This is a genomic window from Agrobacterium sp. K11 (assembly GCF_059429395.1).
In genome coordinates this window covers 288026-310693 of sequence record NZ_JCAHRB010000011.1, presented here as the reverse complement: position 1 = coordinate 310693, position 22668 = coordinate 288026, and the positions used below count along the sequence as shown (strand labels likewise).

Sequence of the window (22668 nt, the reverse complement as noted above, 5' to 3'; positions counted from 1 at the left end):
GCGGACGCGCGCAATACGCGGTCCACATTCGAATTTCAGGTTTCGGGCTGGCGTTTGCGGCCAGCCCGAGACTGATCTTACTTGAAGAACTCGCCAGCCTGTTCCGGCGTCACGGTTGCCGTGACAGACCAATAGCCCGGCTTACCTTCGGCGGACTTGATGTTGTCCGCGAGGTTGTCGTTGCTCACGAAGGGTATCGGAATATAGATGGCGTTGCCGTAGGTACCGCCGAAAATGCCGTCCTTGAATTCCTTGCCCTGCAGCTTCAGAACCGCAACGTTGAGCGCGCTGGCCATGACACCCGGAGGATTGACGGAGGCGCCGGAGTTGAACTTTTCCTTCTCCCAGCGCGTCATGAAGTCCTTGCGGATTTCACCTGTCGCGGCGATGTTCTTGGTCTTGCCGGCGGCTTCGATTGCGCGCCATGCGCCATCGGCCATGCCGTCCTGCACCCACACACCGCTGATATCGGGATAAGTGGCGAGAAGGTTTTGCATTGCCTGCTGACCCTGCGCCTGATCCCAGCTCGCATTGGCTTCGTTCAGCACCTTGATATCAGGATATTTCTTGAACACTTCGCGGTAACCGGCGACGCGGGCTTCGTTGGCGGGATTGCCGGCGATACCGTTGATCGCGACGACGCTTCCCTTGCCCTTCAGCGAATCCGCAAGCCACTGTGCGGACTGTGCCGCCCAGGCCTTCTGGTCGATGCCGACATAGATCGCGTCCTTAGAGGACACTTCCGCGTCGGTTGCGATGACGAGAATGTTGCGTGCCTTCGCCTGAGCGAAGATCGGATCAAAGGCAGTCGGGCTGCCGGGATTGATGAGGATCGCATCAACGCCCTGGTTCATGAAATTGCGGATATGGCCGATCTGCCCCTGCACATCGACATTACCGCTCTGAACGACGACTTCGACCTTCACGCCCTTTTCGCCCCACGCCTTTGCGGCAGCCTGGGCTTCCTCGATCATCTGCGTGCGCCACTCGCTGCCGACGAAAGAATTGGAAAGACCGATCTTGAAGCTCTGTTCCTGAGCATGCACGGACGTGCCCGCCGCCAGCACCATAGCGGCAGCAGCCATCAAATGTTTAAACATGAAAATTTGCTCCTCCAAGCACGGTTTTTAACCGATGAAACCGTTTACATGAGGGAATGTAACCGGTTTCATAAATGAGTCAACCCAGCTGGGATTTTTTATGCACCCGTTGCCACAGCAAATTGCAGACCCTTGGCGGAGAGATGGGACGGCAATTTAAGGAGGAACAGCGGCATCATACTGGCGTGGATTTCAGGGCCGACAGCGCCCCAATTTTGTTCATGTGCGGACAGCTTGAGGCTCCGCTACTTCAACAAGAACAAGCTGCTGGCGTGTGTCTATAGACCGGGTGGCGTGAGACTAATTGCCCCCATCCACCATCTTGGTACGGGCCAAAGCATCCGCGAGATCGTTCCCGGCTATACCGGAATGTCCCTTGCACCACGCTATCTCGACGTTCGGATTACAAAGGAGCAAACGATCCACATTCTGCCACAGACCGCCATCTGGTATCTGTCGTTTGCGTTTTCGCGAATCTGGATTGATGCGTTTCCACCCGTTGCTCCGCCAGATTTCGCGCCAGCGATGGCAACCTTCCATCACGTGAGCGGAGTCTGTCCAGAGCTTGGCTGGCCGGCCTGGAGCCTGTGCATCGAGCCATAAAAGTGCATTCATGACCGCCATGACTTCAAACGAATTGTTCGTAAGTCCGATTTCCGTTCCTCGCGCAGCATGGATCTGCCGCTCGGTTTCAAACACGATGAATGCCCAGCTTCCCGATAATGCAACGGGGTCGTATGAACCATCCGCGTAGATGACGAGTGGAGCAGTCATGTAGCTCGTTTCCTTGCGTCAAAGGCGTTTGGAAAGACTGACAGCGCTTTCGGGTGTTTTCTGTAGATAGCTTGTACAATCATCTTATTCGAGTCAGATTCACGTCCAGGGATGAAACATGATCTTCAAACGCATCGTCGCAGGAATAGTCGATCTCATCTTGCTCATCAGTGTGGCGTTTGCACCGACATTCATCGCCGCAGAGTGGCTACCGCAGTATATGGACGCTCCAGCGGGGCAACCGCCGACACCTCTGATGGGTATAACGCTTTTATGGCTGGCATCCGTGTTGTTTTGCTATTTCCCGGCCTTCGAAAGCAGCGCCTTCATGGCAACTCCCGGAAAACTGCTAATGCGATTAAAGGTCGTCCGGCGCACCGGCGAAAGACTGACCTTTACGCAAGCGCTCTATCGCATGGTCTTCGGCCCGCTCGCAATATGGTTTCTGCCCTGGTACCGCGACCATTTCTCGGGTGGTGCGATTGTAAAGGACCGCTGAGTTTGTGGTTGTGTGATTTCACACTCAACCCCTCACCTTTCCCGTTTCCCATTACCAGTCCCGTTTCAAGGACGGCGGCAGGTCAGGATGAAACGACGGTAGACGAAAGTTCGCAGCCTGTTGCGCAGGTTGGTGTTTTTCCGCTGCGCTCTCGCAATCGGGGCATGTGAGTGCAGTTCGATGCCGGTAAAGCCGGCGGCGATCAGGAGCGGCTTCAGCATCTGCGGGCGCAACCCCTGCCCGAACGGAAGCGCCTTCATGATTGCGGCATGATGGCTGCTTTGGGCACCATCGTAATTCTTGTCGGCCCCCACCGAAAGATCGATGAGCCGGATCAAAAGGCTGGCGAGACGCCCTGCCGGTTTTGGCGTTGCCCAGTCACCATCGAAAAACAAGAGCCGACCGCCCGGACGAAGCAGCCTGAACCACTCGCGGAAGGTCTCCTCAGGCTGCGTCAGTGTCCAGACCAGATGCCTGCAAATGATCGCATCATAGGACGCATCCGGCTCCATGGTGTTTTCGGCATCCGCCATCACGAAACGTAGCCTTGGTTTTCCCGCATGTTTGGCGCGCGCTACGGATAACATCGCTTCTGGAAAGTCGAGTGCCGTGACCTCGTGGCCGAGATCATGAATAAGCCGCGTCACCTCGCCGGTGCCACAGGCCAGTTCAAGGATATGTTTCGGCTCAGGTCCCATCAGGTCGCGGATCGGCTTCTGCCATGCATTGGCCTCGGCGCCAGCTGCTATCTTGTGTCCAAAGGCCAGATCGAAAGTCTCTGATCTTTTCGACCAATAATCGCGGATTTCCTCCTTGAGATCGAAGTTGCCGCCATCCATGGTCTATTCCTTTGAGTACTCAAATCGCATCCGCTGCGGCGAATGACAGCTTGCTTCACAATGTGATGCCAAGTTAGCCCATGCGACATCGCTGGAAAATCAGAAGTCTGTGGCCCCGAGATATAGATCATAATAAACCTATATATTTCAAGATATAAGTGCAGTTTCCTGATGTGATTTATAACTCTCCTGACGCCTCCCGGCGCCTTTGCTCGAGCTCTTCGCTATACCGCCTCAGCGTATGGCTTTCCGTCAGCAGGCCCACGGGTCGGTTTTCGATCTTGTCGTTGACGACAACCAGAGCTTCGCTTTCGGTAGCATCGAAGGCTGCCGCCGCCTGACGTGCGTTCATCGCCGGCAGCAGCACGTCGTTCTTGTAATTGAGGTAGGTCTCGAGGCTGATCTTGGAGGGATCGCGATCCATCGGATCGGCGTAGATTTCCGGCACGAGGACCATGCCGGCATAACGCCCGTCATCGTGTGTCATGATAACCCGCTGCGTAGAGCCTAGCGGAAACTTCTCCTTGAAGGCCGGAAGTCCCATGCTGACATTGGCCTTGCGAATATCGGCGCGCATCATCTTGCCCACCGTCAGGTCGCGGATCCAGCCGATATCGTGGGCGCTGCGGATGCTTTCGCCCCGCAGGTGAAAACGCCAGGTGGCGAAGGAGTAACCGAAGGTGGTGCGTACCACGAGCGATGTCGTGATGACGGCCGCCAGCACCAAAGCCGTGATCTGGAAGTCTCCGGTCAGTTCCAGCGCCAGAAACGTCATCGTCAGAGGACCGCCGATAATGGCGGCGGCAAAAGCACTCATGCCGACCACGGCGTAGACCACGGGTGCTGTCGAGCCATAGCCGATATAGGGTGCGCAGAGTGCGAAAATCTTGCCGACCAGCGACCCCATGAACAGCGAGGCAAAAAACAGGCCGCCGCGGAAATTCGAGCCGATGGAAATCGCGCTCGCCGCAGCCTTCAGCAGGAAAAGCCCGGCCAGCCCGTATATCGTCAGATCGGCATCGATGTTGAGATGGAGCGCACCGTGGCCGCTCGACAGGACCTGCGGTGAAATCAGCGCAAGTGCGCCCACCGCCACGCCACCGATTGTTGGACGCAGCCATCCGGGAATGGCGCTTTTGCGGGCCGTTTCCTCGATAAGGGAGACCGTCTGCATCAGCACGATGCCGATAAACGCACATACCACGCCGAGAAAGATGGCCGGTACATAATCCGGCGGCGTCACACGGCTGGCATCGTAGATATCGATGGACAAGCCATGTCCGCCGATAAGCCCTGCCACGATGCTGGCAACCAGCGCAGAGACAATGAGCGGCGCGAGTGTCACGACGGTATAGGTGCCGATGATGAGTTCTATGGCATAGAATGCCCCGGTCAGAGGCGCGTTGAAGGCAGCGGCAATGGCACCAGCAGCACCACAGCCGACGAGGATGCGCATGTCTCCTCGTCTCAGCTTTAGCTTGATGCCGATCTTGGAAGCGACACCGCTGGCGATCTGCGTATAGCCTGCCTCAAGCCCGACAGATGCGCCGAAACCGTTTGAGACGATGTTCTGCACGCAGACGATGATGCTGTCCGTCAGCGACAGGCGGCCGCCATGCAGCGCATTTGCCTCGATGGGGTCGACCATTGGCTTTTTGCGGGTTTTCGACAGAATGAAGAGGATCAGGCCGAGTACGATGCCGCCAATGACCGGCCCGGCAAGCACGATCCAGCCGGAGAGTTCACTGCTGCTCAGCCGCTCGACACCGAAGACCAGCACATGAAGGGCCGTACTCAATCCGCCGATCAGCGCCACCAGAAGGCCGGCCGCAATGCCGATGAGGACGGCGAGAGCCACCAGCCCCAGCTCGCCGCGCCGGAACATCGCCCGCAGGCGACTGGAGCGCAGATTGTCGAAGAAGCTCGCCATACTGGGTGCACGGAAAGGCCGGGTCGACATGCTGTTCCTTTTCAGGCGGTATTAGGGCGCTTCAATCTCGAGTTCGACTTCGAAACGCATCTGGTCGTAAGCCGGTTCAACATGATCAGGCGTTTCGCGCATCACCGTGTCATAATCGAGCGGAATGTGCATATGGGTCAAGATCGCCCTTTTGGGTGCAAATCTATCGATCCAGCCGAGCGCCTGTTCGAGCGAGAGATGGCTGGGGTGATAACGGTGCTGCAGCGCGTCGATGACGAGGACGTCGAGACCGGCAAGCTTGGGCACGCTTTCGACCGGAAAATCGCTGACATCGGTGCAATAGGCGACATTGCCAATCCGAAAGCCGAGCGAGTGCACGTCACCATGCTGCTGCATGTGCACGTTGAAAGGTATCGACCCGCCTGCCCCGTCGATGATCAGGGTCGCGTCGATGTCGGCGATGATCCTCGGCTCGACGATCGGCGGATAATTGCTGCCCGGAGGTGTTTCCAGGCAATAGGCAAAACCATCCCAGATGCGCGCCATGGTGACTGGATCGGCATAGATCGGAATGCGGCTCTGCTGAATGGCGAAATAGATGCGCAGATCGTCAATACCGTGCAAATGGTCGGCGTGGGCATGAGTGTATAGAACCGCATCGACTGCCTCCACTTTGGCGGCAATCATCTGCTCGCGAAAATCGGGCCCGGTGTCGATGACGACGGTGGTCTTACCGCCATCAGGTCCGATCTGCTCCACCATGAAGGCCGCCCGAGTACGCCGATTCCTGGGGTTTTCAGGATCGCAGGCGCCCCAGTCGCCGTTGATGCGCGGTACGCCGGGAGACGACGCACATCCGAGAACCGTAAAGCGGCGACGGTAGATTGCCACGCCTACACCCTTGTCATCTTCGAAAAGCAGCGGAAAGCATTCTCGGTGGTGATTTCGGCCATGCGCTCGAACGAGATGCCATGTACCTCGGCCAGCACTTCCGCCGTGTTCACCACATAAGAAGGCTCATTGCGCTTGCCGCGCCAACGCTTTGGCGCGAGATAAGGCGCATCCGTTTCCACCAGCAGACGGTTGAGCGGCACGGTGGCTGCAATATCGCGGATATCCTGCGATTTCGGGAACGTCAGAATGCCGGAAAAGGATACGTAACCGCCAAGTTCGACGCCGGTTTTTGCGAGATCAGGACCTGCGGAAAAGCAGTGCAAGATAAAGGGAAAAGCACCCTTGTCGCTTTCTTCACGCAGAATCGCAGCCATGTCCTCATCAGCGCTGCGGCTGTGGATGACGAGCGGAAGCTTGGTTCTCCGCGCCGCCTCGATGTGGCGAACGAGGCCGGTCTTCTGGTCTTCCGGCTTTTGCGTGTCGTAGAAATAATCCAGCCCCGCCTCGCCGATCGCCACGATCTTGTCGTGGCTCTCGGCAAGCCGCACAAGCTCGTCGGCCGAAATGTCGAGTTCTTCGTCGGCATTGTTCGGATGCGTGCCGACCGAGCAGAAAACCGACGGGTATTTTTCCGCAATCTTCAGAAGCTCGGGCAGACGGCGCACCCGGGTCGAGATCGTCACCATCTGGGCAACGCCGGAAGCATGGGCGCGGGCGATGATATCGTCGCGCTCAGCCTCGAAATCGGGAAAATCCAGATGGCAATGCGTATCGATCAGCATGGTCGTCGCCTTCACGCTTCCGGTGCGACGTAACGCGGGAAGACCGGCTTCGGTGCCTCAAGCGGCGTTCCCGGAACCAGACGTCCGGCTTCGCCGAGTGCGGCAAAATCCCGTTTGTCGGCAGGGGCGGCGACGAGATCGAGCAGCTTCTCGCAGGATCCCGGCATGAAGGGCTGTAACAGAATGCCGATCTGGCGGACGACTTCCGCCGTCACGTAAAGCACTGTGCCCATGCGTTCTGGGTCGGTCTTCTTCAGAGCCCACGGCTCCTGCGACGCGAAATAGCGGTCGGTTTCCGAAACGACGGCGATGATGGCCGCAAGCGCGCGATGGATGAGCTGCTTGCCCATTTCCTCACGGCAGAGTGCCAGAAGCCCGTCGGCGGAGGCGAGCATCGCCTTGTCTTCATCGGTCAACGGCCCGGGCGTCGGGATCTGTCCGTCACAATTCTTGACGATCATCGACAGCGAGCGGCTGGCCAGATTGCCGATGCCATTGGCAAGATCTGCGTTGATGCGGGTGGCGATGCCCTCTTCGCTATAGCTGCCGTCCTGGCCGAAGGAGACTTCGCGCATGAAGAAATAGCGGACCTGATCGAGACCGAAATGGTTGACCAGATTGACCGGATCGACGACGTTACCAAGCGACTTCGACATCTTCTCGCCCTTGTTGAGCAGGAAGCCGTGCGCATAAACCCGCTTGGGCAGCGGCAGCTTGGCGCTCATCAGGAAAGCCGGCCAATAGACCGCGTGGAAGCGAATGATGTCCTTGCCGATGATATGCACGTCGGCCGGCCAATATTTTGCGCGCGGACCGTTCTTGTCTTCGATGTAACCCGTAGCGGTAATGTAGTTGGTCAGCGCATCGACCCAGACATACATGACGTGCTTCGGATCATCAGGAACCTTGATGCCCCAGTCGAATGTCGTGCGGGAAATCGACAGGTCCTTGAGGCCGGATTTGACGAAGGAGATGATCTCGTTTCGACGCTCAGCGGGACCGATGAAATCCGGGTTCTCCTCGTAGAGCTTCAGCAGCTTGTCCTGATATTCGGAGAGCTTGAAGAAATAGCTCTCCTCCTCGACCCATTCGACGGGCGTGCCCTGCGGCCCATAGCGAACGCCGTCGGCGCGCACTTCCGTCTCGTCCTCGCCGTAATAGGCCTCGTCGCGCACTGAATACCAGCCGGCATAGCTGTCCTTGTAGATGTCGCCGCTGTCGGCCATCAGGTTCCAGATATTGCGCGAGGTCTCGTGATGACGTTCTTCCGTGGTGCGGATGAAATCGTCGTTCGAGGCGTTGAGCAGCTTGCCCATCTCGCGGAACTGGTCGGAATTGCGCTGCGCCAGCTCTTCCGGCGAAATGCCTTCCGCCCTCGCTGTCTGCTGCATCTTCTGGCCGTGTTCGTCGGTGCCGGTCAGAAAGAAAACATCCATTCCATCCAGGCGCTGAAAGCGTGCCATGGCATCCGTCGCAATCAGCTCGTAGGCATGGCCGATATGCGGCTTGCCGTTAGGATAGGAGATCGCGGTGGTGATGTAGAAGGGTGTCTTGTCTGTCATGACGGTCTATCGACTTTACAGGCTGTTTTTTGGATAGACCGCTCTTAAACGATTGTTCGCAACAGCGAAAGCAAAAGCGTACGTTCCGTACGATCTCTTGGGTCTCACACGCCGCGAACATCTTCCAGAATGGAAAGCACCATCTGCTTCTTGTCGAGATTATAGGCCTGCGCCACGGTAATTCGTTCCGAAAGCGTCGACGAAAGGCGCGCATGTTTCTCTGCCGCTGCGATATCACCGGCCATCGCCGCCGCTTTTGCACGCGTCATCAACTCCTCCGTCACGTGCTCCATGAAGAAGCCGAGAACGATATCGCCATCCTTCTGTGCCAGAACTTCGGCAAGCTTGTGCATCTGCTTGCGTGCACCGGGCCCTTCGGCCGTCATGACGGAGGCGAGCGCCTCCACAATGTCGGAGCCGCCGTAATTCATCAGTTTTAACGCCTGCGCGACGCTGCCCTTGGAGGCGGAAAGCAACGCATCCCGCTTTTCGCCAGCCGTGCTGATACCGAGATGATCGAGCGACTGCACCATATCCGCATCCGAAAGCGGCAGCAGCCGGAGCGGCATGCAGCGCGAGCGGATGGTCGGCAGCAATTTGCCCGGCGCATGCGACAAAACGAGGAACATCGCCCGCTTTGGCGGCTCTTCCAGTATTTTCAGAATGGCGTTTGCGGCATTGCGATTGAGATCGTCAGCCGGATCGATGATGACGATACGCCAATTGCCGGTGCCCGAGGTTTGCGAGAAGAAGTGCCCTGCCCGCCGCACCTCATCCACCGTGATGGCGGATTTCACGCGGCCGGTCTTTTCATCCGCCGGGCGGGTCAGATGCAGCAGATTATGCGACGCACCGGAGGTGATCTGCCGGCTGACAAGCGATTCCGTATCGGGATCGGCCAGGAAATCCGGTGCTGTGGCTGGATCGGGATGGGTAAGTACGTGGTTGGCGAAACGGAAAGCGAGTGTTGCCTTGCCAATGCCTTCCGGGCCTTCGATCAGGATCGCATGGTGGCCCTTGCCGGAGCGATAGGACTGCGCAAGAAACGCCTCCGCTTCGCCATGGCCGAAAAGCTTCGTGTTCTGCTGCGGCGCAATTGCGCCGTCGAGAACGCCCTGAACCTCACTCATGCGCCGTGCCCGCCGCAGTCTCCAGCCGCTCGAGCAAAGGCTCGACAAATGACATGACGTCTTCCGTCACCTTTTCTTCCGGCTGATCGGCATTGACGATCCGACAACGACGCGGCTCGGCAAGCGCAATATCCAGATAGGCTTCACGCCGCTTCTCGTGGGTCTCGATTTCCTCTTTTTCGAAACGGTCCGGTGCGGCACCCTCATCCGCACGCTTTCTGGCCCGGGCAAGGCCTTTTTCGGCGGCGATATCGAAGATCAACGTCAGTTCCGGTACGACGCCATCAATAGCAACGCGTTGCAGCGTCTCGATGAAATCCGGCTCCAGATTGCCGGTCGTACCCTGATAGACACGTGAGGAATCAAGAAACCGGTCACAAAGCACGATTGCGCCACGTTCCAGTGCCGGGCGAATGACCTCCTCGACATGGTCGTTGCGCGCTGCCGCAAACAGGATTGCCTCCATGCGCACGCCGAAGGATTCGGCAGCACCCGACAGCAGAACATGGCGAACGGCCTCCGCCCCCGGCGAACCGCCCGGCTCACGGGTTACGATCACATCGAAACCACGGTCGCGAAGCGCCTCGGCAAGCGTGCGAATCTGCGTCGACTTGCCAGCGCCTTCGCCGCCCTCGAAGCTGATGAACAATCCGGTCTTTTCGGCCAATGTCACGTCCTGTGAGGAATTCTCAGAAATATCGAAATGCCTGTTTACAGCATCGAACCGAAAAGTGTGAAGCGCTTTTCAGAAAATCCGGTGTCTGAACAAAAGCATAGGGAAAGTTGCGGCTTGCGGGATAGGCATCAGAGCCAGAACAGCAGCAATTCTTTGAGCGCCCCGGCTGCATTCTGGGTCAACGTGCCCTTGCCGACTGCCGTTCTCGTATAAAGCGGCACTTCCCGCAACAGCCTTTCGCCCGAAAAAACCTTGAGTGTTCCGACATTCGCACCAGTGTCGAGCGGTGCATTGAGCGGCCAGCGATAGACGATCCGCCCGGAAATACGCTCGGGATTATTGACCGGTACCAGCACGCTGACATCTTCCCGGGGCGACAGGTCTATATGCGAGACGTCGCCACCGTAGACGCTGACCGAACCGACGGCTTCGTCCTTTGCAAAAAGATGGCGTTTTTCGAAGGCCGTCAGCCCCCAGTCAACCACCCGACGTGCTTCGTCCTGCCGCGTCTTGTCGTCAGCGATGCCGCCAAGCGCCAGATAGACCCGGCGCCCTTCCCGCTCTGCCGAAACGACTGCCGCGAAACCGCTTCCTTCCGCAAAACCAAGCCCGAGACCGTCTATGCCGTTACCCAGCAGCGAGTTCTTGTTACGCTGGAAAATCCGGTTCCATTCGAAATCCGGCTTGGTGAAAAGCCCATAGCGATCGGGATAGGTATCGCGCAGATGCTGGGCGAGAAGCACCATATCTTTCGCGGTCGTCTGGTTGCCCGGATCGGGAAGACCCGTCGAATTGGCAAAGACACTGCGGTTCATGCCGAGTTCGCCGGCTCTCACCGTCATGCGCTTGGCGAAAGCGGAGTCGGACCCTGCCATGCCTTCGGCGACAATGATGCAGCCATCATTGGCGTTCTGCACAATAATTCCCGTCAGAAGATCGTTGACGCTGACGGAAGATTTCAGCGCTGCAAACATGGTCGAGGTCCGCGACGGAGCACCACCCGTGCGCCAGGCATATTCAGAAACGGGATAAGCTGTCTCGGGCGTTACCTGCCCTTTGGCCAGCGCATCCAGCATCACCTCCACAGTCATCAGCTTGGCAAGCGAAGCGGGCGGAAAGGATTGATTTTCATTCTGGGAAAGCAGCACCGTGCCGGTTTCGGCATCGATCATATAGGCCTGTTCGGCCTTGGCGATGAAAGGTGCTGTTTGCGTTTGCGCTTGCGCCGGACCGTTACCGAAAAACGCAAATGCGAGCGCTGCCGCGACCGGGAGAAAAGAACGATGAATGGCCTTGTGCATGAAACCGCCCAGCTTTCCCTGCCGCAACCCGCCGCTCGCGACGAAAACGCAAGTCAGCCATAAACTCTTCAACCCGTCAGCGCGTCTTCGCCTGCTGACGCTTCACATGGGCAAGTATGGAATCCTCGTTGAGCGCTCCGCGATCGACGAGCACGCTGTCGAACGCACGTGAGGTTCTCGAAACAGCAGAGGATTCCTCGGAATAAGCCGCTGCATATTTGGACGACGGCGTTGGCACGCGCAGATAGTTGCCGCCAGGTGCTGCCGGCTCACGCGTAAAATTGCCTTCCGGGCGTTCCGCCAGGAACGGACCGATTTCCGGCAGGATTGCAAATTGTTCGAAAGCCGGTGCGGGGCCGTTGACCAGCGGCATGGCCTGGAGCGCTGCATTCTTTTTGGTGCCAACCAGCGCCGTCTGCGTCGAAGCACCGTAATTCGGGTTGGATGTCGGGGCCGGCACGAAATTCGGCGAAGCCGAAGCCACCATGACACCAGTCGCGATCTGCCCTTCCGGCGCAACACCCGGAGAACGAGAGCCCTTCGGAACATAGGACGCCATCAGATAAGGCATGTCGTGCCCATCAAGCGGCGCGCGGCCTGCATATTGCACCCGCACATTCGCCGTTCCAGTGCCCTTCATGTCGAGAAGATCTGCGGTCTTGCTGGAAACGTCGATCAGGCGACCTTCATGGAATGGTCCGCGATCGTTGACGCGCACCAGAACCGATGCACCGTTTTCCATATTGGTGATGCGCGCATAGCTCGGCAGGGGAAATGTCGGATGCGCAGCGGAAAGATGTTCCTTGTCATAGACCTCGCCATTTGCCGTCAGGCGGCCGTGGAAAGCGGAACCATACCAGGAGGCAAGACCGGTCTTGTTGTAACCCGGCTCTTCCTTCGGAAAATAACGTCGGCCCTTGACGGTATAGGCATTGCCGAGAAGCTCACGCCCGCCGCCCTTGGGAATGTTCTGGCCGTCGGCCACGCGCGGGCTGGCTTTGACGCCATATTCCGATTCGGAGAAATATTCCTTGCTGCGCTTCTGCTTCGGTTTGGTCTCAGAGGTGGTGGAACACGAGGCTGTCGCGGCGCAAAGCACGGAAATTGCAAGCCACTTCACGCCCGATCTGGCGTTGATGCCGAGTTTCTTGACCGTAGATTTCAAATCGTCTGCCCCACGCTGCTTGCAGGCTCGAAGAACCGCACCCTCATTTGCCTCGATGCATGCCCCTGCCATCGAAGCACCTAACAGTCGCTTAATCTTGTGCATAACGTGGCAAAAATGCGAACGACTTCTGCAAATTCGATAAAATTGTAATGAACGTGGTTAACGATTTATGTCTTTTCCGCAGCACGGGAAGCCTGATGCGCCTGTAAACGCGCCGTCTTGAGATGTCTCCTGCTCAAGGAACAAACGAAGCCCGACCGCGTTTTCTCCTCGCAAACACACGAGCTTCCGCCGGTTTTCGGCTGAGTGAGGGAACATGATCAAGTCAATAAAAACCGCCGGCCTGGCACTCGGCATCGCGTTGGTGTCCATTGCCGCGCCTATTCACGCAAGTGCGCAGGACATGGAGCTGCGGATCGGCCCAGACGGCGTTCGCCCGGTTATACGTGATCGCGACCGCGACATGGACCGCCGAGGACCTCCGCGCATGCGTGGTTGCGGCGAACGCGAAGCCCGCGCCGCCGCCCGCGAGGCAGGCCTGCGCGACCCCGAAATCGTGCGCGTCACACCCGGTCGCGTCGTCGTCCAGGGCTTCACCCGCCGAGGACCGGAGCGCATCACATTCGCGAACGAACGCGGCTGTCCTGAACTCTAATATATTAATCAACGGAACCCGCCGACAGGCGGGTTTCTTCATTTCGGCGATTCAAGAAATTTCCAAGCTAAAGTACACCGCGTCGCTAACGCTGCCGGTCCTGTTGATTTCAAACTGTCTGTTTGGAATTTTATGGCAGATGGGGTGTTTGTCACGTTTAAGCACCTACCGCGTTGAAATCGTCCATGCGAAGAATATTGCGATGCGATCGAGCGCCTAGTGAAAGATGTTGACCCGTAAGAAAATGCTGATTTAATATATTACTTATATTTGAGGTAATTATTATGTCAGCACTTAGATTTTTGGTCTCATTGTATATTGTTGTCTATCACATGCTGGTGGTTTCACCGTGGGATTTGCGGGTGGTCTCTCCAATTTTCCACAAAGGCTGGATCGGAACCGACTTCTTTATAATCTTGTCGGGTTTCATCATAGCAATCGCATATAAAGAAAAACTCCAATCGAAAAAACTTTCTCCCGGTGATTTCATGAGGGGTCGATTACTTCGCTTGTGGCCACCACACGCAATAATCATGATGCTTTTTCTATGTTACTTTCTGCTCACAAAGGCGGCTGGATTTACAACTAACGACCCTTCATTTTTTGCGCCCTCCGCATTCGTGTCGCAACTATTACTGACTAATAGTTTTATTTTTACGGATCAGGCTTGGAACGTACCCACGTGGACGCTGTCTGCACTCTTAGTCTGCTACGCGATCTATGCCTTTTCCATTCCCTATTTCCCAAAGGTTGGCAGTCCGCACCATATCTTGGTGGGAGCTACTTTTTGGTTGTCTGCAGCGGCGATCGTCGTTTTTGTTTTATTAGGAAAGTCGATTGCGCACTTACATGAGCACTTGGCTCTTGTTCGCGCCATACCGCTTTTTTTCTACGGGGCGATATTAGGCCATTTTTCACTGGCGATTGGATCGTTGCACATAAAAAATCGGGGCACGCGCGCCATTTTCTTGGTAATCTTTGCGTTAATCGTCGCGCATTCATCGTCAGGAGCCATAGCAGACACTATCATCTTGCTGCTGACGTCGGGGCTAGTGTTACTATGTTCTGATCTACGCAGTGGGAGGCTCATGCATGCCCTCGGGCGTCTATCTTTCGCAATCTATTTGCTGCACGTTCCGATGATCTATGTCTATTTCCCAATCATCAGAAGAATTGCTGGTCTAGATAGGACGGATGGCGCGTACATAACGCTTTGGCTGACTTTCCCCCTGATAGTCGTTGCCGCGGCTTATGTCTTTGAGAGATTTGTCGAGCGACCTTTGGCCAAGCGTCTCAAGCCGGCGGCACAGGAGCATCGGACAATAAGTGCCACCGCTTAGGCCACACGTAGGGATGCCGATCGACAACGGGTGGAACTGTGAGAATATCGCGAAATGAGCATGCCATCTCAGACCGCAAGCAGTCCCTTCGGCGGCAATCCCTCAGTGATAAGCACGCGCTGGACGATAAGAGGATCGTGGTCGCAGGGTTTGGAACCTGCTGCGACGGGAGCCGCGCAAGGGCCAATGAGAACATATGCAAAACGAAAGTGGCAGATGGGGTGGGATTCGAACCCACGGTACGCTCTCACGCACGCCGGTTTTCAAGACCGGTTCCTTAAACCACTCGGACACCCATCCATCGGTGGTGAGGCTTTATAGCGTTTTGAAAAAGGCCGTCAATCCCGATGGCGCACGCGCGCACAGCCTCTTCGCATCCGTCAGCACCTCATTGTCCTTGTGTCGTTGCCGGCGGCAGCAGAGACCCCTCGCCCGAAGGAAGTGCCGGACTTTGCTGAGGCGAGTGGAATAGCGCCAGACTCAGCACGATTGCCACAAGCACCAATAAAAGCGCCACGAAGAAGATTCCGGATTTATCCATGCGTCTGCTCATGTCCCGTTATGTTAGGCGCGAATATGTGCAATTCGAGGCAATCGAAGAATAAAACGACCTCCTGTCAAGTTGCCTGACAGATTTGGCCAGTTGATATTCCTAAATTCTTCCTGCTTGAGCAAATTTTATGCGTCGGCGTACTGTTTGGGACGGAAGTGGCCTATCGCGTCAGTAATATTGTCATTTATATAGCCGCATCGCTCCCGGGCATTGCCCAACTTTCCCCGAGCGATCAACCTGCCCCGCCCGTTTGCGGGGCTTTTTTCTTTTATACTACCGAAAAACTGCGACCGGCGGATAAAGACTGGGGTGCGTTACCTGCTTTATGGTTTAGACACCGATGCTCGGTCCGCCATCGCCGTGCCGAAAACCGCCCCGGAAAATATCCTCGAAAAGGTTCAGCAGCGCCGGCGGTAACGTGTCGGAAAACTCCATAATGATCTCGTTGGCGCGATTGTAGGAATAGATGGCGCAAAGCGTCAGCACCAGCAGCACGATCCACGGCCAGATTGGCTTGCGCCTAGGCGGCGCCCCATTGGGTTGTTGCGGTACAGTCATCCCGGTACCTTCCGTTCAGGCCTTGACGCGCGGCTCGCCTCCCGGCGCATAGGCGGTTTTTTGCAGGAAACGGAATATGTTGCCGCACTGACCGCAGCGGATCATGAATTCCGTTGGATCGACCGAGGCACGCTCGGTGCGGAATCCACGCGGCATTTCATCAACGCGAAAATCAAGGTTACGGCGGTCTTTCTCATCCGATTCCGACACCTCGGCAAAACCCTGATGACCGCATTTGGAACATTCGAGTTTCCGGGAATATCTGTCGCGCGCTGCCATATGCCGTCCTTTGCTTGCACCCTATCAGGTAGCAGCGGCAAAACAGCATTTCAATGGCGATCGCCGCAGGTTAAAGCTTTGCCCGTCTGTTTTCAGTGTGGAAAACGCGTCCAGTGGCAAGAACAAGTCGGAAGCTCATGCACAACGAAGCCCCCCTGCTTTCATCCTCCCTGATACGGCGCGCAATCATCATTGCCGTCATTATTATATGCTTTGTTGCTGCCCTTAATATCGGCGTTAAATGGTACGGCGAGCGGATCCTTCAGGCGGGCCACACGACAGCAACCGACGCGGTGGAGATCACAATCGGCAATGACCGGCTGAAACTTGCGAAAAACACGCTGCGTGTACCTTCCGACCGCCATGATGGAGAGCGAGAGCGGGCCGATCTTTATCTCACCTGGCCGGATCTCGAGGGATATGAAGACTCCAATCGCGCTGTTTTCGATGATCCGGCGCAGGCAGCAGGGCTTATTTTCATCCAGCTATCGCAAAGCACGATGTCTGAGGACATGTCCGGCCGTTTCGGGCCGATCTATGCCCGGTTGACGGAAGGAGAGCCTGTGCCGCTGAAACACGGCCTCACACTGCACCGCCTGCGTGCCGACGCAGGTTACGGCAAGGAAGTCATATTGACCGGGCAGCGAGAGGGCGAAAGCGACTATGTCGTGCGCTGCCTTCTGCCGCAAACCCAGCAGGAGTCGACGGGCAGCGACTGCCAGAGGGATATCCACGCCGGCCAAGACCTCAGCCTGTTCTACCGATTCTCCGCAACCTTGCTGCCACAATGGAAAGAACTCGACGCAGGCGTGAAACGCTACATCGAGCAGCGCCTCGTAAAAGACTGAAATCCGTGAAAAGGCGTGAGACAGATTGCGCCCGAAAAGTCGCATTTTATGGAGCGTGGATACCTTTCATAAACCACTTGGTAACGCCATCCCGATAAAGTTTCTTCCCGGAGCACTCGGGCGGGGCGCGTCCGAGCGGAACAGAAATATGCGATTGAAGAGTTCAGCAGTGTTGAAAAGTCTATTTGGGGCAAATTCGCGCAAAGCGGGTGCGACGTCTTTGGTAAGGTTTGTTGCGTTGACCCTTGCTGCGGCGTTCATAACCGCAACATCCGTTGGCACCGCACAGGCGGACCCGAAATATGCGGGCATCGTCATTGATGCCAAGACCGGCAAGGTTCTCTATGGCGAAGATCCGGATGGCCTGCGCTATCCTGCCTCGCTGACGAAGATGATGACGCTTTATCTTACGTTCGAGGCGCTCAATTCCGGGCGAATTTCGCTCGATTCCAAGGTGCCGGTTTCGGCCAACGCCGCCAAGGAGCCTCCTTCCAAGCTCGGCGTGCGCGCCGGTGGCAGCATCACGGTCGAGCAGGCAATTCTTGCGCTCGTCACCCGTTCCGCCAACGACATGGCCACCGCACTCGGTGAATATATCGGCGGCTCCGAAGACCGATTTGCCAGAATGATGACCGCCAAGGCCCGTGCGCTCGGCATGACCCGCACGACCTATCGTAACGCCAACGGCCTGCCAAACACGGCGCAGATGACGACGGCGCGTGACCAGGCCCGCCTTGGCATCGCCCTTCGCCAGCATTTCCCGCAATATTACGGCTACTTCTCCACGCGCACCTTCAATTTCGGCAAGCAGGTCATCGGCAACCACAATCGTCTCGTGGGAACCGTGCGCGGCGTAGATGGCATCAAGACCGGTTATACCCGTGCTGCCGGAAGCAATCTTGCAACATCGGCACAGCTAGACGGTCGCTCCATCGTCGCCGTCGTTCTTGGCGGCCGCTCGAGCGCTGCCCGTGACGCCACCATGCGCAAGCTTGTTGCGACCTATCTGCCGCAGGCCTCCCGCAGCGGCAACAGCAACCTGATTGCGCAGACGAGATCGGCACCTGTCGAAGAGCCAGTCGCTGTGGCTGTTGCTGCTCCACCTGTGGCAGTCGCTGCTCCGTCCGCAGCTGTCGCTGCGACAGATTCCGGCCTGCCCCATGCCGGCCCCGTACCGCAGACCCGTTACGAGGACGCGCCGGTTACTGCCTTTGCAGGCTCCTCTTCCAATGCGGCCGTAAAGGCCATGGAAGCCGCCACCTGGCAGAAGGGCAAGGATCCTATTTCTCAGGTAGCCGTCGCGCCTGACCGCAAGTTGATTACCAACTCGACCAAGGTGGACAATATCGTCACCGCGTCCACACCGGCATCTGTGCCCTCCACCCCTTCCGTTTCGGCAAAGGCTGAAGCTCAGCAGGGCGGTTGGGTGATCCAGATTGGCGCATCGCCGGATGAAAACTCGGCACGTGGCCTGTTGCAGAATGCGCAGGAAAAAGGCGGCGCCGCCCTTCGGTCCGCAAAACCCTTCACGGTGGCCTTCAGCAGAGAAGGCTCCCAGGTATACCGCGCCCGCTTCGGCGGCTTCGACGGCCAGGCCGCCGCGGTAAATGCATGCAATGCATTGAAAAAGAAAGGCGTCAGCTGCTGGGCGTCACTCCAGTAATCGACGTTCGCGCAGGCGGTGGCTTATGTGTTGAAACATCGCCTGTCTCCTCGAATTGTGTAATGTGTAGCGAGGCTTTCCAAGATGGCAGTTAACGAGAACTATTCGGACATTGCGTCTGGCAACGGGCAAGGCAGTCTGTCGGTTCTGCATCCCATTCACGAGGCGGCAATGCGCATTGCCGATCTCGGTCTTAACCGCTCCAAGGCAAAGACGCGTGATCTCGTCAGCCTGCTTCTGTCGCATGGCGCCCGCGCCTGGCGTGCCAATCAGCCGGAAGCAAATATCCACCTTCATGTCGGCCGCCGCTCCGGGCGTGCACCGGTCCATATCCGGATCCGCTGACAAACCAAACATAATCGGACGAGACAAAGAAAAACCCCGCGGAGCCTGTGCACCGCGGGGTTTTTGTTGATTGACAATGAAGAAACGAGGCGGCTTACGCCTCGCTCTCCGGTGCCTCTGGCGTATCCGGCAGAGTGTCTGCCACATCTTCGCCATTGCCGTTTTCCGCCTCTTCGTCGCCTTCAGGCTCGTTGATACGTTCCACGGAAACCACCTTCTCATCCTTGGCGGTGGAGAAGATCGTCACGCCCTTGGTGGCGCGGCTTGCGATACGGATGCCGTTTACCGGCACACGGATCAGCTGGCCGCCATCGGAAACCAGCATGATCTGGTCGCCTTCGTCCACCGGGAAGGCCGCAACGAGTTCGCCGATTTCCGTCGTCTTCGAGGTATCTGTGGCGCGGATGCCCTTGCCGCCACGACCCGATGTGCGGAAGTCGTAAGACGAAGAACGCTTGCCATAGCCTTTTTCAGAGACGGTCAGCACGAATTCTTCGCGTGCCTTCAGTTCCTGATAACGCTCTTCGCTGAGTTCGCCTTCTTCCGCGACTTCCTCGCCAACCAGTGCGATATCTTCCTCATCGACCCCGGCGGCACGCCGCTCGGTGGCCGAACGCTTGAGGTAGGCCGCACGCTCCCACGGTTCAGCTTCCACATGGCCCACAATGGTCATGGAGATGATGCGGTCGCCATCCGCCATGTTGATACCGCGCACGCCAACCGAGTTGCGGCCGGCGAAGACGCGGACATCGTCGACGGGGAAGCGGATGCACTGGCCGAGTGCCGTCGTTAGCAACACGTCATCCTGGTCGGTACAGGTTTCGACGGAGAGGATTTCATCGCCCTCCTCCTCCAGCTTCATGGCGATCTTGCCGTTGCGGTTGACCTGCACGAAATCGCCGAGCTTGTTGCGGCGAACCGTGCCGCGCGTCGTCGAGAACATCACATCGAGCGTTTCCCAGGTCGTTTCGTCCTCGGGCAACGGCATGATGGTGGTGATGCGCTCGCCTGGTTCCAGCGGCAGCATGTTGATGAGGGCCTTGCCCTTCGACTGCGGCGTACCGATCGGAAGGCGCCAGACCTTTTCCTTGTACACGATGCCGCGCGAGGAGAAAAACAGCACCGGCGTATGGGTATTGGCGACAAAGAGACGGTTGACGAAATCTTCGTCGCGCGTCGCCATGCCGGAACGGCCCTTGCCGCCGCGACGCTGTGCCCGGTAGGTGGTCAGCGGCACGCGCTTGATGTAGCCGAGATGCGAAACGGTGACGACCATATCTTCGCGGGAGATGAGGTCTTCATCATCCATGTCAGGACCGCCTTCGACGATCTCGGACCGGCGTGGCGTGCCGAACTCATCGCGGATGGCAATAAGCTCATCCTTGACGATCTGCATGATGCGCAGCCGTGAAGACAGGATTTCGAGATATTCGCTGATTTCCGCACCGATCTTGTTCAGCTCGTCGCCGATTTCGTCGCGGCCAAGCGCCGTCAGGCGGGCAAGGCGCAATTCGAGAATGGCGCGTGCCTGCTCTTCGGAGAGATTGTAGGTGCCGTCTTCATTGATGCGGTGGCGCGGATCGTCGATGAGACGGATCAAGCTTTCCACATCCTGCGCCGGCCAGCGCCGCGTCATCAGCTCCTCACGGGCCGAAGCCGGATCGGGAGCATGACGAATGACGCGGATGACTTCGTCGATATTGGCAACCGAGATCGCCAGACCGACCAACACATGCGCGCGGTCGCGCGCCTTGCGCAGCAGATACTTCGTGCGGCGGCTGACGACATCCTCACGGAAGGACACGAAGGCGCGCAGCATGTCCAGCAGCGTCATCTGTTCAGGCTTGCCGCCGTTCAGCGCCACCATGTTGCAGCCGAAGGAGGTCTGCAGCGGCGTGTAGCGATAGATCTGGTTCAGGATGACTTCGGCATTGGCGTCGCGCTTCAGCTCGACGACGACGCGATAACCCTGGCGGTCGGACTCGTCGCGCAGATCGGAAATACCCTCGATGCGCTTTTCCTTGACCAGTTCGGCCATCTTCTCGATCATCGTCGCCTTGTTCACCTGATAGGGAACCTCGGTGATGATGATCTGCTCGCGGTCGCCGCGCATCGGCTCGATGGTCGCACGGCCGCGCATGATGACCGATCCGCGACCCGTCTCATAGGCAGAGCGAATGCCGGAACGGCCCATGATGAGCGCGCCGGTCGGAAAGTCCGGGCCGGGAATGATCTGCATCAGTTCCAGCAGCTCGATCGCCGGATTGTCGATGAGGGCGATACAGCCGTCGATGACTTCGGAAAGATTGTGCGGCGGAATATTCGTCGCCATGCCGACGGCGATGCCACCTGCCCCGTTGACCAGAAGGTTCGGGAATTTCGCGGGAATGACGACCGGCTCATGCAAGGTGCCGTCATAGTTGTCGCGGAAATCCACCGTTTCCTTGTCGAGATCGTCGAGAAGCGAATGCGCTGCCTTTTCGAGACGGCACTCGGTGTAACGTTCGGCCGCCGGCGGATCGCCGTCGATGGAGCCGAAGTTGCCCTGTCCGTCGATCAGCGGCAGGCGAAGAGACCAGTCCTGCGCCATACGCGCCAGCGCATCGTAAATCGCCGCATTGCCGTGCGGATGGAATTTACCCATCACGTCACCGGTGACGCGGGCGCATTTGACGTATTTCTTGTTCCAGTCGATGCCGAGTTCGGACATGCCGTAAAGAATACGGCGATGAACCGGCTTCAGACCGTCACGGACATCGGGAAGCGCGCGGGAAACGATAACGCTCATGGCGTAATCGAGATAGGACCGCTGCATTTCCTCAATGATGGAAATCGGTTCAATGCCTGGCGGAAGTTTTCCGCCGCCGGGGGGGCTCTGGTCAGTCAAAACGGATCACATTCTCTGTTAAGAATCGGATGGATTTTTATAGCGGAAACAGCCACGTTAAGCCAATTTCCCGGCGAGTTTTGAACAGTCTTTTGCGTCATTTGCAAGACATACCCCGCTTTTCGCCATTTAGGTTGGCAAAAGCGACGCCGCTCCCTTTCAAAGCGAGTACGACTTGCGTAGGCTCCGGCCTAAAAACAGAACAGGCGGGGAAAGAATGGCCAGCAGCGAAACGCTCATCAACGCGCTTACAACACTTCTGGTCACGCTCGATCCGCCCGGTCTCGCGCCCGTATTTCTCGCACTCACGGTTGGAATGACGCGCGACCAGCGCGCCCAGGTGGCTCTGCGCGGCTCAATCATCGCCTTCGGCATTCTCGCCATCTTCGCCCTGTTCGGTCTCACCATCCTCAACCTTCTCGGCATTTCGCTGGGTGCCTTCCGCATCGCCGGTGGCCTGCTGCTGTTCTGGATTTCCTTCGAGATGATTTTCGAGAAACGCCAGGAGCGCAAGGAAAAGACCTCGGAGATTGCCATAACCAAGGACCATCTGCACAATCTGGCGGTCTTTCCGCTCGCCTTGCCGTTGATCGCCGGGCCTGGCGCCATTTCCGCGACCGTGCTCCTGGCGGGAACGATGAAAACGACGCTCGAAATGGTCGTGCTTATTCTCATCCTCGCCTTCGCCATGGCCCTCGTCTACGCCACCCTGATCGTCTCGGAACGCATGGACCGTTTTCTCGGCAATACCGGCCGCGCGATCCTGACAAGGCTGCTCGGCGTCCTTCTTGCCGCGCTTTCCGTGCAGTTCGTAGTGGACGGCATAAAATCGGCCTTCGCATTCTGACGACCATCGGTTCGCAACAAAATGCCGCAACCGGCCGGATTTGCGAA

The 22668-nt window shown here is 57.5% G+C and carries 21 protein-coding genes and 1 tRNA gene; 7 read left to right on the top strand and 15 right to left on the bottom strand.

The genetic code is table 11. From position 1 onward, the window contains the following. Positions 1–77: 77 nt before the first annotated feature. Complete coding sequence (locus tag AC5SEO_RS21340; RefSeq protein ID WP_113291723.1) at positions 78–1100, bottom strand: substrate-binding domain-containing protein; 1023 nt, start codon at positions 1098–1100, stop codon at positions 78–80. Positions 1101–1400: 300 nt separating this feature from the next. Beyond that, positions 1401–1874, bottom strand: a complete 474-nt coding sequence (locus tag AC5SEO_RS21335; protein WP_013636090.1) for a ribonuclease H family protein — start codon at positions 1872–1874, stop codon at positions 1401–1403. 118 nt (positions 1875–1992) lie between these two features. On the opposite strand from AC5SEO_RS21335, the gene AC5SEO_RS21330 reads away from it, so the two are divergent. Further along, positions 1993–2373, top strand: a complete 381-nt coding sequence (locus AC5SEO_RS21330; protein ID WP_111789223.1) for an RDD family protein — start codon at positions 1993–1995, stop codon at positions 2371–2373. A 65-nt stretch (positions 2374–2438) separates the two neighbouring features. On the opposite strand, the gene AC5SEO_RS21325 is transcribed toward AC5SEO_RS21330, so the two are convergent. The 9 genes from AC5SEO_RS21325 to AC5SEO_RS21285 all read right to left on the bottom strand — a co-directional run bounded on the left by AC5SEO_RS21325 (position 2439) and on the right by AC5SEO_RS21285 (position 12643). Continuing rightward, positions 2439–3212: a class I SAM-dependent methyltransferase gene (locus AC5SEO_RS21325; protein ID WP_174068353.1), complete on the bottom strand. Its 774-nt coding sequence runs from the start codon at positions 3210–3212 to the stop codon at positions 2439–2441. A gap of 178 nt (positions 3213–3390) precedes the next feature. Next, a complete protein-coding gene (locus tag AC5SEO_RS21320; protein WP_013636093.1) occupies positions 3391–5172 on the bottom strand; it encodes a chloride channel protein in 1782 nt (593 codons plus the stop codon). Positions 5173–5193: 21 nt separating this feature from the next. Next, positions 5194–6024, bottom strand: a complete 831-nt coding sequence (locus tag AC5SEO_RS21315; RefSeq protein WP_038490991.1) for an MBL fold metallo-hydrolase — start codon at positions 6022–6024, stop codon at positions 5194–5196. Positions 6025–6026: 2 nt separating this feature from the next. Continuing rightward, entirely contained in the window at positions 6027–6809 is a 783-nt protein-coding gene (locus AC5SEO_RS21310; protein ID WP_003515245.1) for a TatD family hydrolase, read from the bottom strand. 11 nt (positions 6810–6820) lie between these two features. Next, complete coding sequence (gene metG, locus AC5SEO_RS21305) at positions 6821–8371, bottom strand: methionine--tRNA ligase (RefSeq protein ID WP_003515246.1); 1551 nt, start codon at positions 8369–8371, stop codon at positions 6821–6823. 104 nt (positions 8372–8475) lie between these two features. Then, entirely contained in the window at positions 8476–9501 is a 1026-nt protein-coding gene (locus AC5SEO_RS21300) for a DNA polymerase III subunit delta' (protein WP_003515247.1), read from the bottom strand. Next, complete coding sequence (gene tmk / locus AC5SEO_RS21295; RefSeq protein ID WP_003515249.1) at positions 9494–10168, bottom strand: dTMP kinase; 675 nt, start codon at positions 10166–10168, stop codon at positions 9494–9496. Before tmk ends, AC5SEO_RS21300 begins: the two co-directional genes overlap by 8 nt. 137 nt (positions 10169–10305) lie before the next feature. Further along, positions 10306–11478, bottom strand: coding sequence for a D-alanyl-D-alanine carboxypeptidase family protein (locus AC5SEO_RS21290; protein ID WP_003515250.1), 1173 nt, complete (start codon positions 11476–11478; stop codon positions 10306–10308). 76 nt (positions 11479–11554) lie between these two features. Beyond that, positions 11555–12643, bottom strand: a complete 1089-nt coding sequence (locus AC5SEO_RS21285; protein ID WP_025593441.1) for a septal ring lytic transglycosylase RlpA family protein — start codon at positions 12641–12643, stop codon at positions 11555–11557. Between the two features lie 319 nt (positions 12644–12962). On the opposite strand from AC5SEO_RS21285, the gene AC5SEO_RS21280 reads away from it, so the two are divergent. Both AC5SEO_RS21280 and AC5SEO_RS21275 read left to right on the top strand, forming a co-directional pair. Continuing rightward, on the top strand, positions 12963–13301 hold the full coding sequence (locus AC5SEO_RS21280) for a hypothetical protein (RefSeq protein ID WP_003515252.1): 339 nt from the start codon (positions 12963–12965) through the stop codon (positions 13299–13301). A 284-nt stretch (positions 13302–13585) separates the two neighbouring features. Next, positions 13586–14641, top strand: coding sequence for an acyltransferase family protein (locus AC5SEO_RS21275; RefSeq protein ID WP_003515253.1), 1056 nt, complete (start codon positions 13586–13588; stop codon positions 14639–14641). 210 nt (positions 14642–14851) lie between these two features. On the opposite strand, the gene AC5SEO_RS21270 is transcribed toward AC5SEO_RS21275, so the two are convergent. From AC5SEO_RS21270 to AC5SEO_RS21260, 3 genes are all read right to left on the bottom strand, one after another. Beyond that, positions 14852–14941 (bottom strand) — tRNA-Ser (locus AC5SEO_RS21270). Positions 14942–15524: 583 nt separating this feature from the next. Further along, a complete protein-coding gene (locus AC5SEO_RS21265) occupies positions 15525–15752 on the bottom strand; it encodes a hypothetical protein (RefSeq protein ID WP_025593443.1) in 228 nt (75 codons plus the stop codon). Between the two features lie 15 nt (positions 15753–15767). Next, positions 15768–16031 carry a hypothetical protein gene (locus AC5SEO_RS21260; protein ID WP_003515255.1) on the bottom strand — a complete coding sequence of 88 codons (264 nt, stop codon included), beginning with the start codon at positions 16029–16031 and terminating at the stop codon, positions 15768–15770. 137 nt (positions 16032–16168) lie between these two features. Here AC5SEO_RS21260 and AC5SEO_RS21255 point away from each other — a divergent pair, with 137 nt between their 5' ends. From AC5SEO_RS21255 to AC5SEO_RS21245, 3 genes are all read left to right on the top strand, one after another. After that, a complete protein-coding gene (locus tag AC5SEO_RS21255) occupies positions 16169–16879 on the top strand; it encodes a hypothetical protein (RefSeq protein ID WP_495364014.1) in 711 nt (236 codons plus the stop codon). Between the two features lie 148 nt (positions 16880–17027). Then, a complete protein-coding gene (locus AC5SEO_RS21250) occupies positions 17028–18542 on the top strand; it encodes an SPOR domain-containing protein (protein WP_174068355.1) in 1515 nt (504 codons plus the stop codon). A gap of 84 nt (positions 18543–18626) precedes the next feature. Further along, a complete protein-coding gene (locus AC5SEO_RS21245; protein ID WP_003515258.1) occupies positions 18627–18887 on the top strand; it encodes a hypothetical protein in 261 nt (86 codons plus the stop codon). A gap of 94 nt (positions 18888–18981) precedes the next feature. On the opposite strand, the gene gyrA is transcribed toward AC5SEO_RS21245, so the two are convergent. Further along, positions 18982–21774, bottom strand: a complete 2793-nt coding sequence (gene gyrA, locus AC5SEO_RS21240; protein ID WP_025593447.1) for a DNA gyrase subunit A — start codon at positions 21772–21774, stop codon at positions 18982–18984. Positions 21775–21991: 217 nt separating this feature from the next. Between gyrA and AC5SEO_RS21235 the strand changes: the two genes are divergently transcribed. Then, positions 21992–22621 (top strand): MarC family protein, encoded by a 630-nt coding sequence (locus AC5SEO_RS21235; RefSeq protein ID WP_003515260.1) that lies wholly within the window; start codon positions 21992–21994, stop codon positions 22619–22621. The last annotated feature ends 47 nt before the right edge of the window (positions 22622–22668 follow it).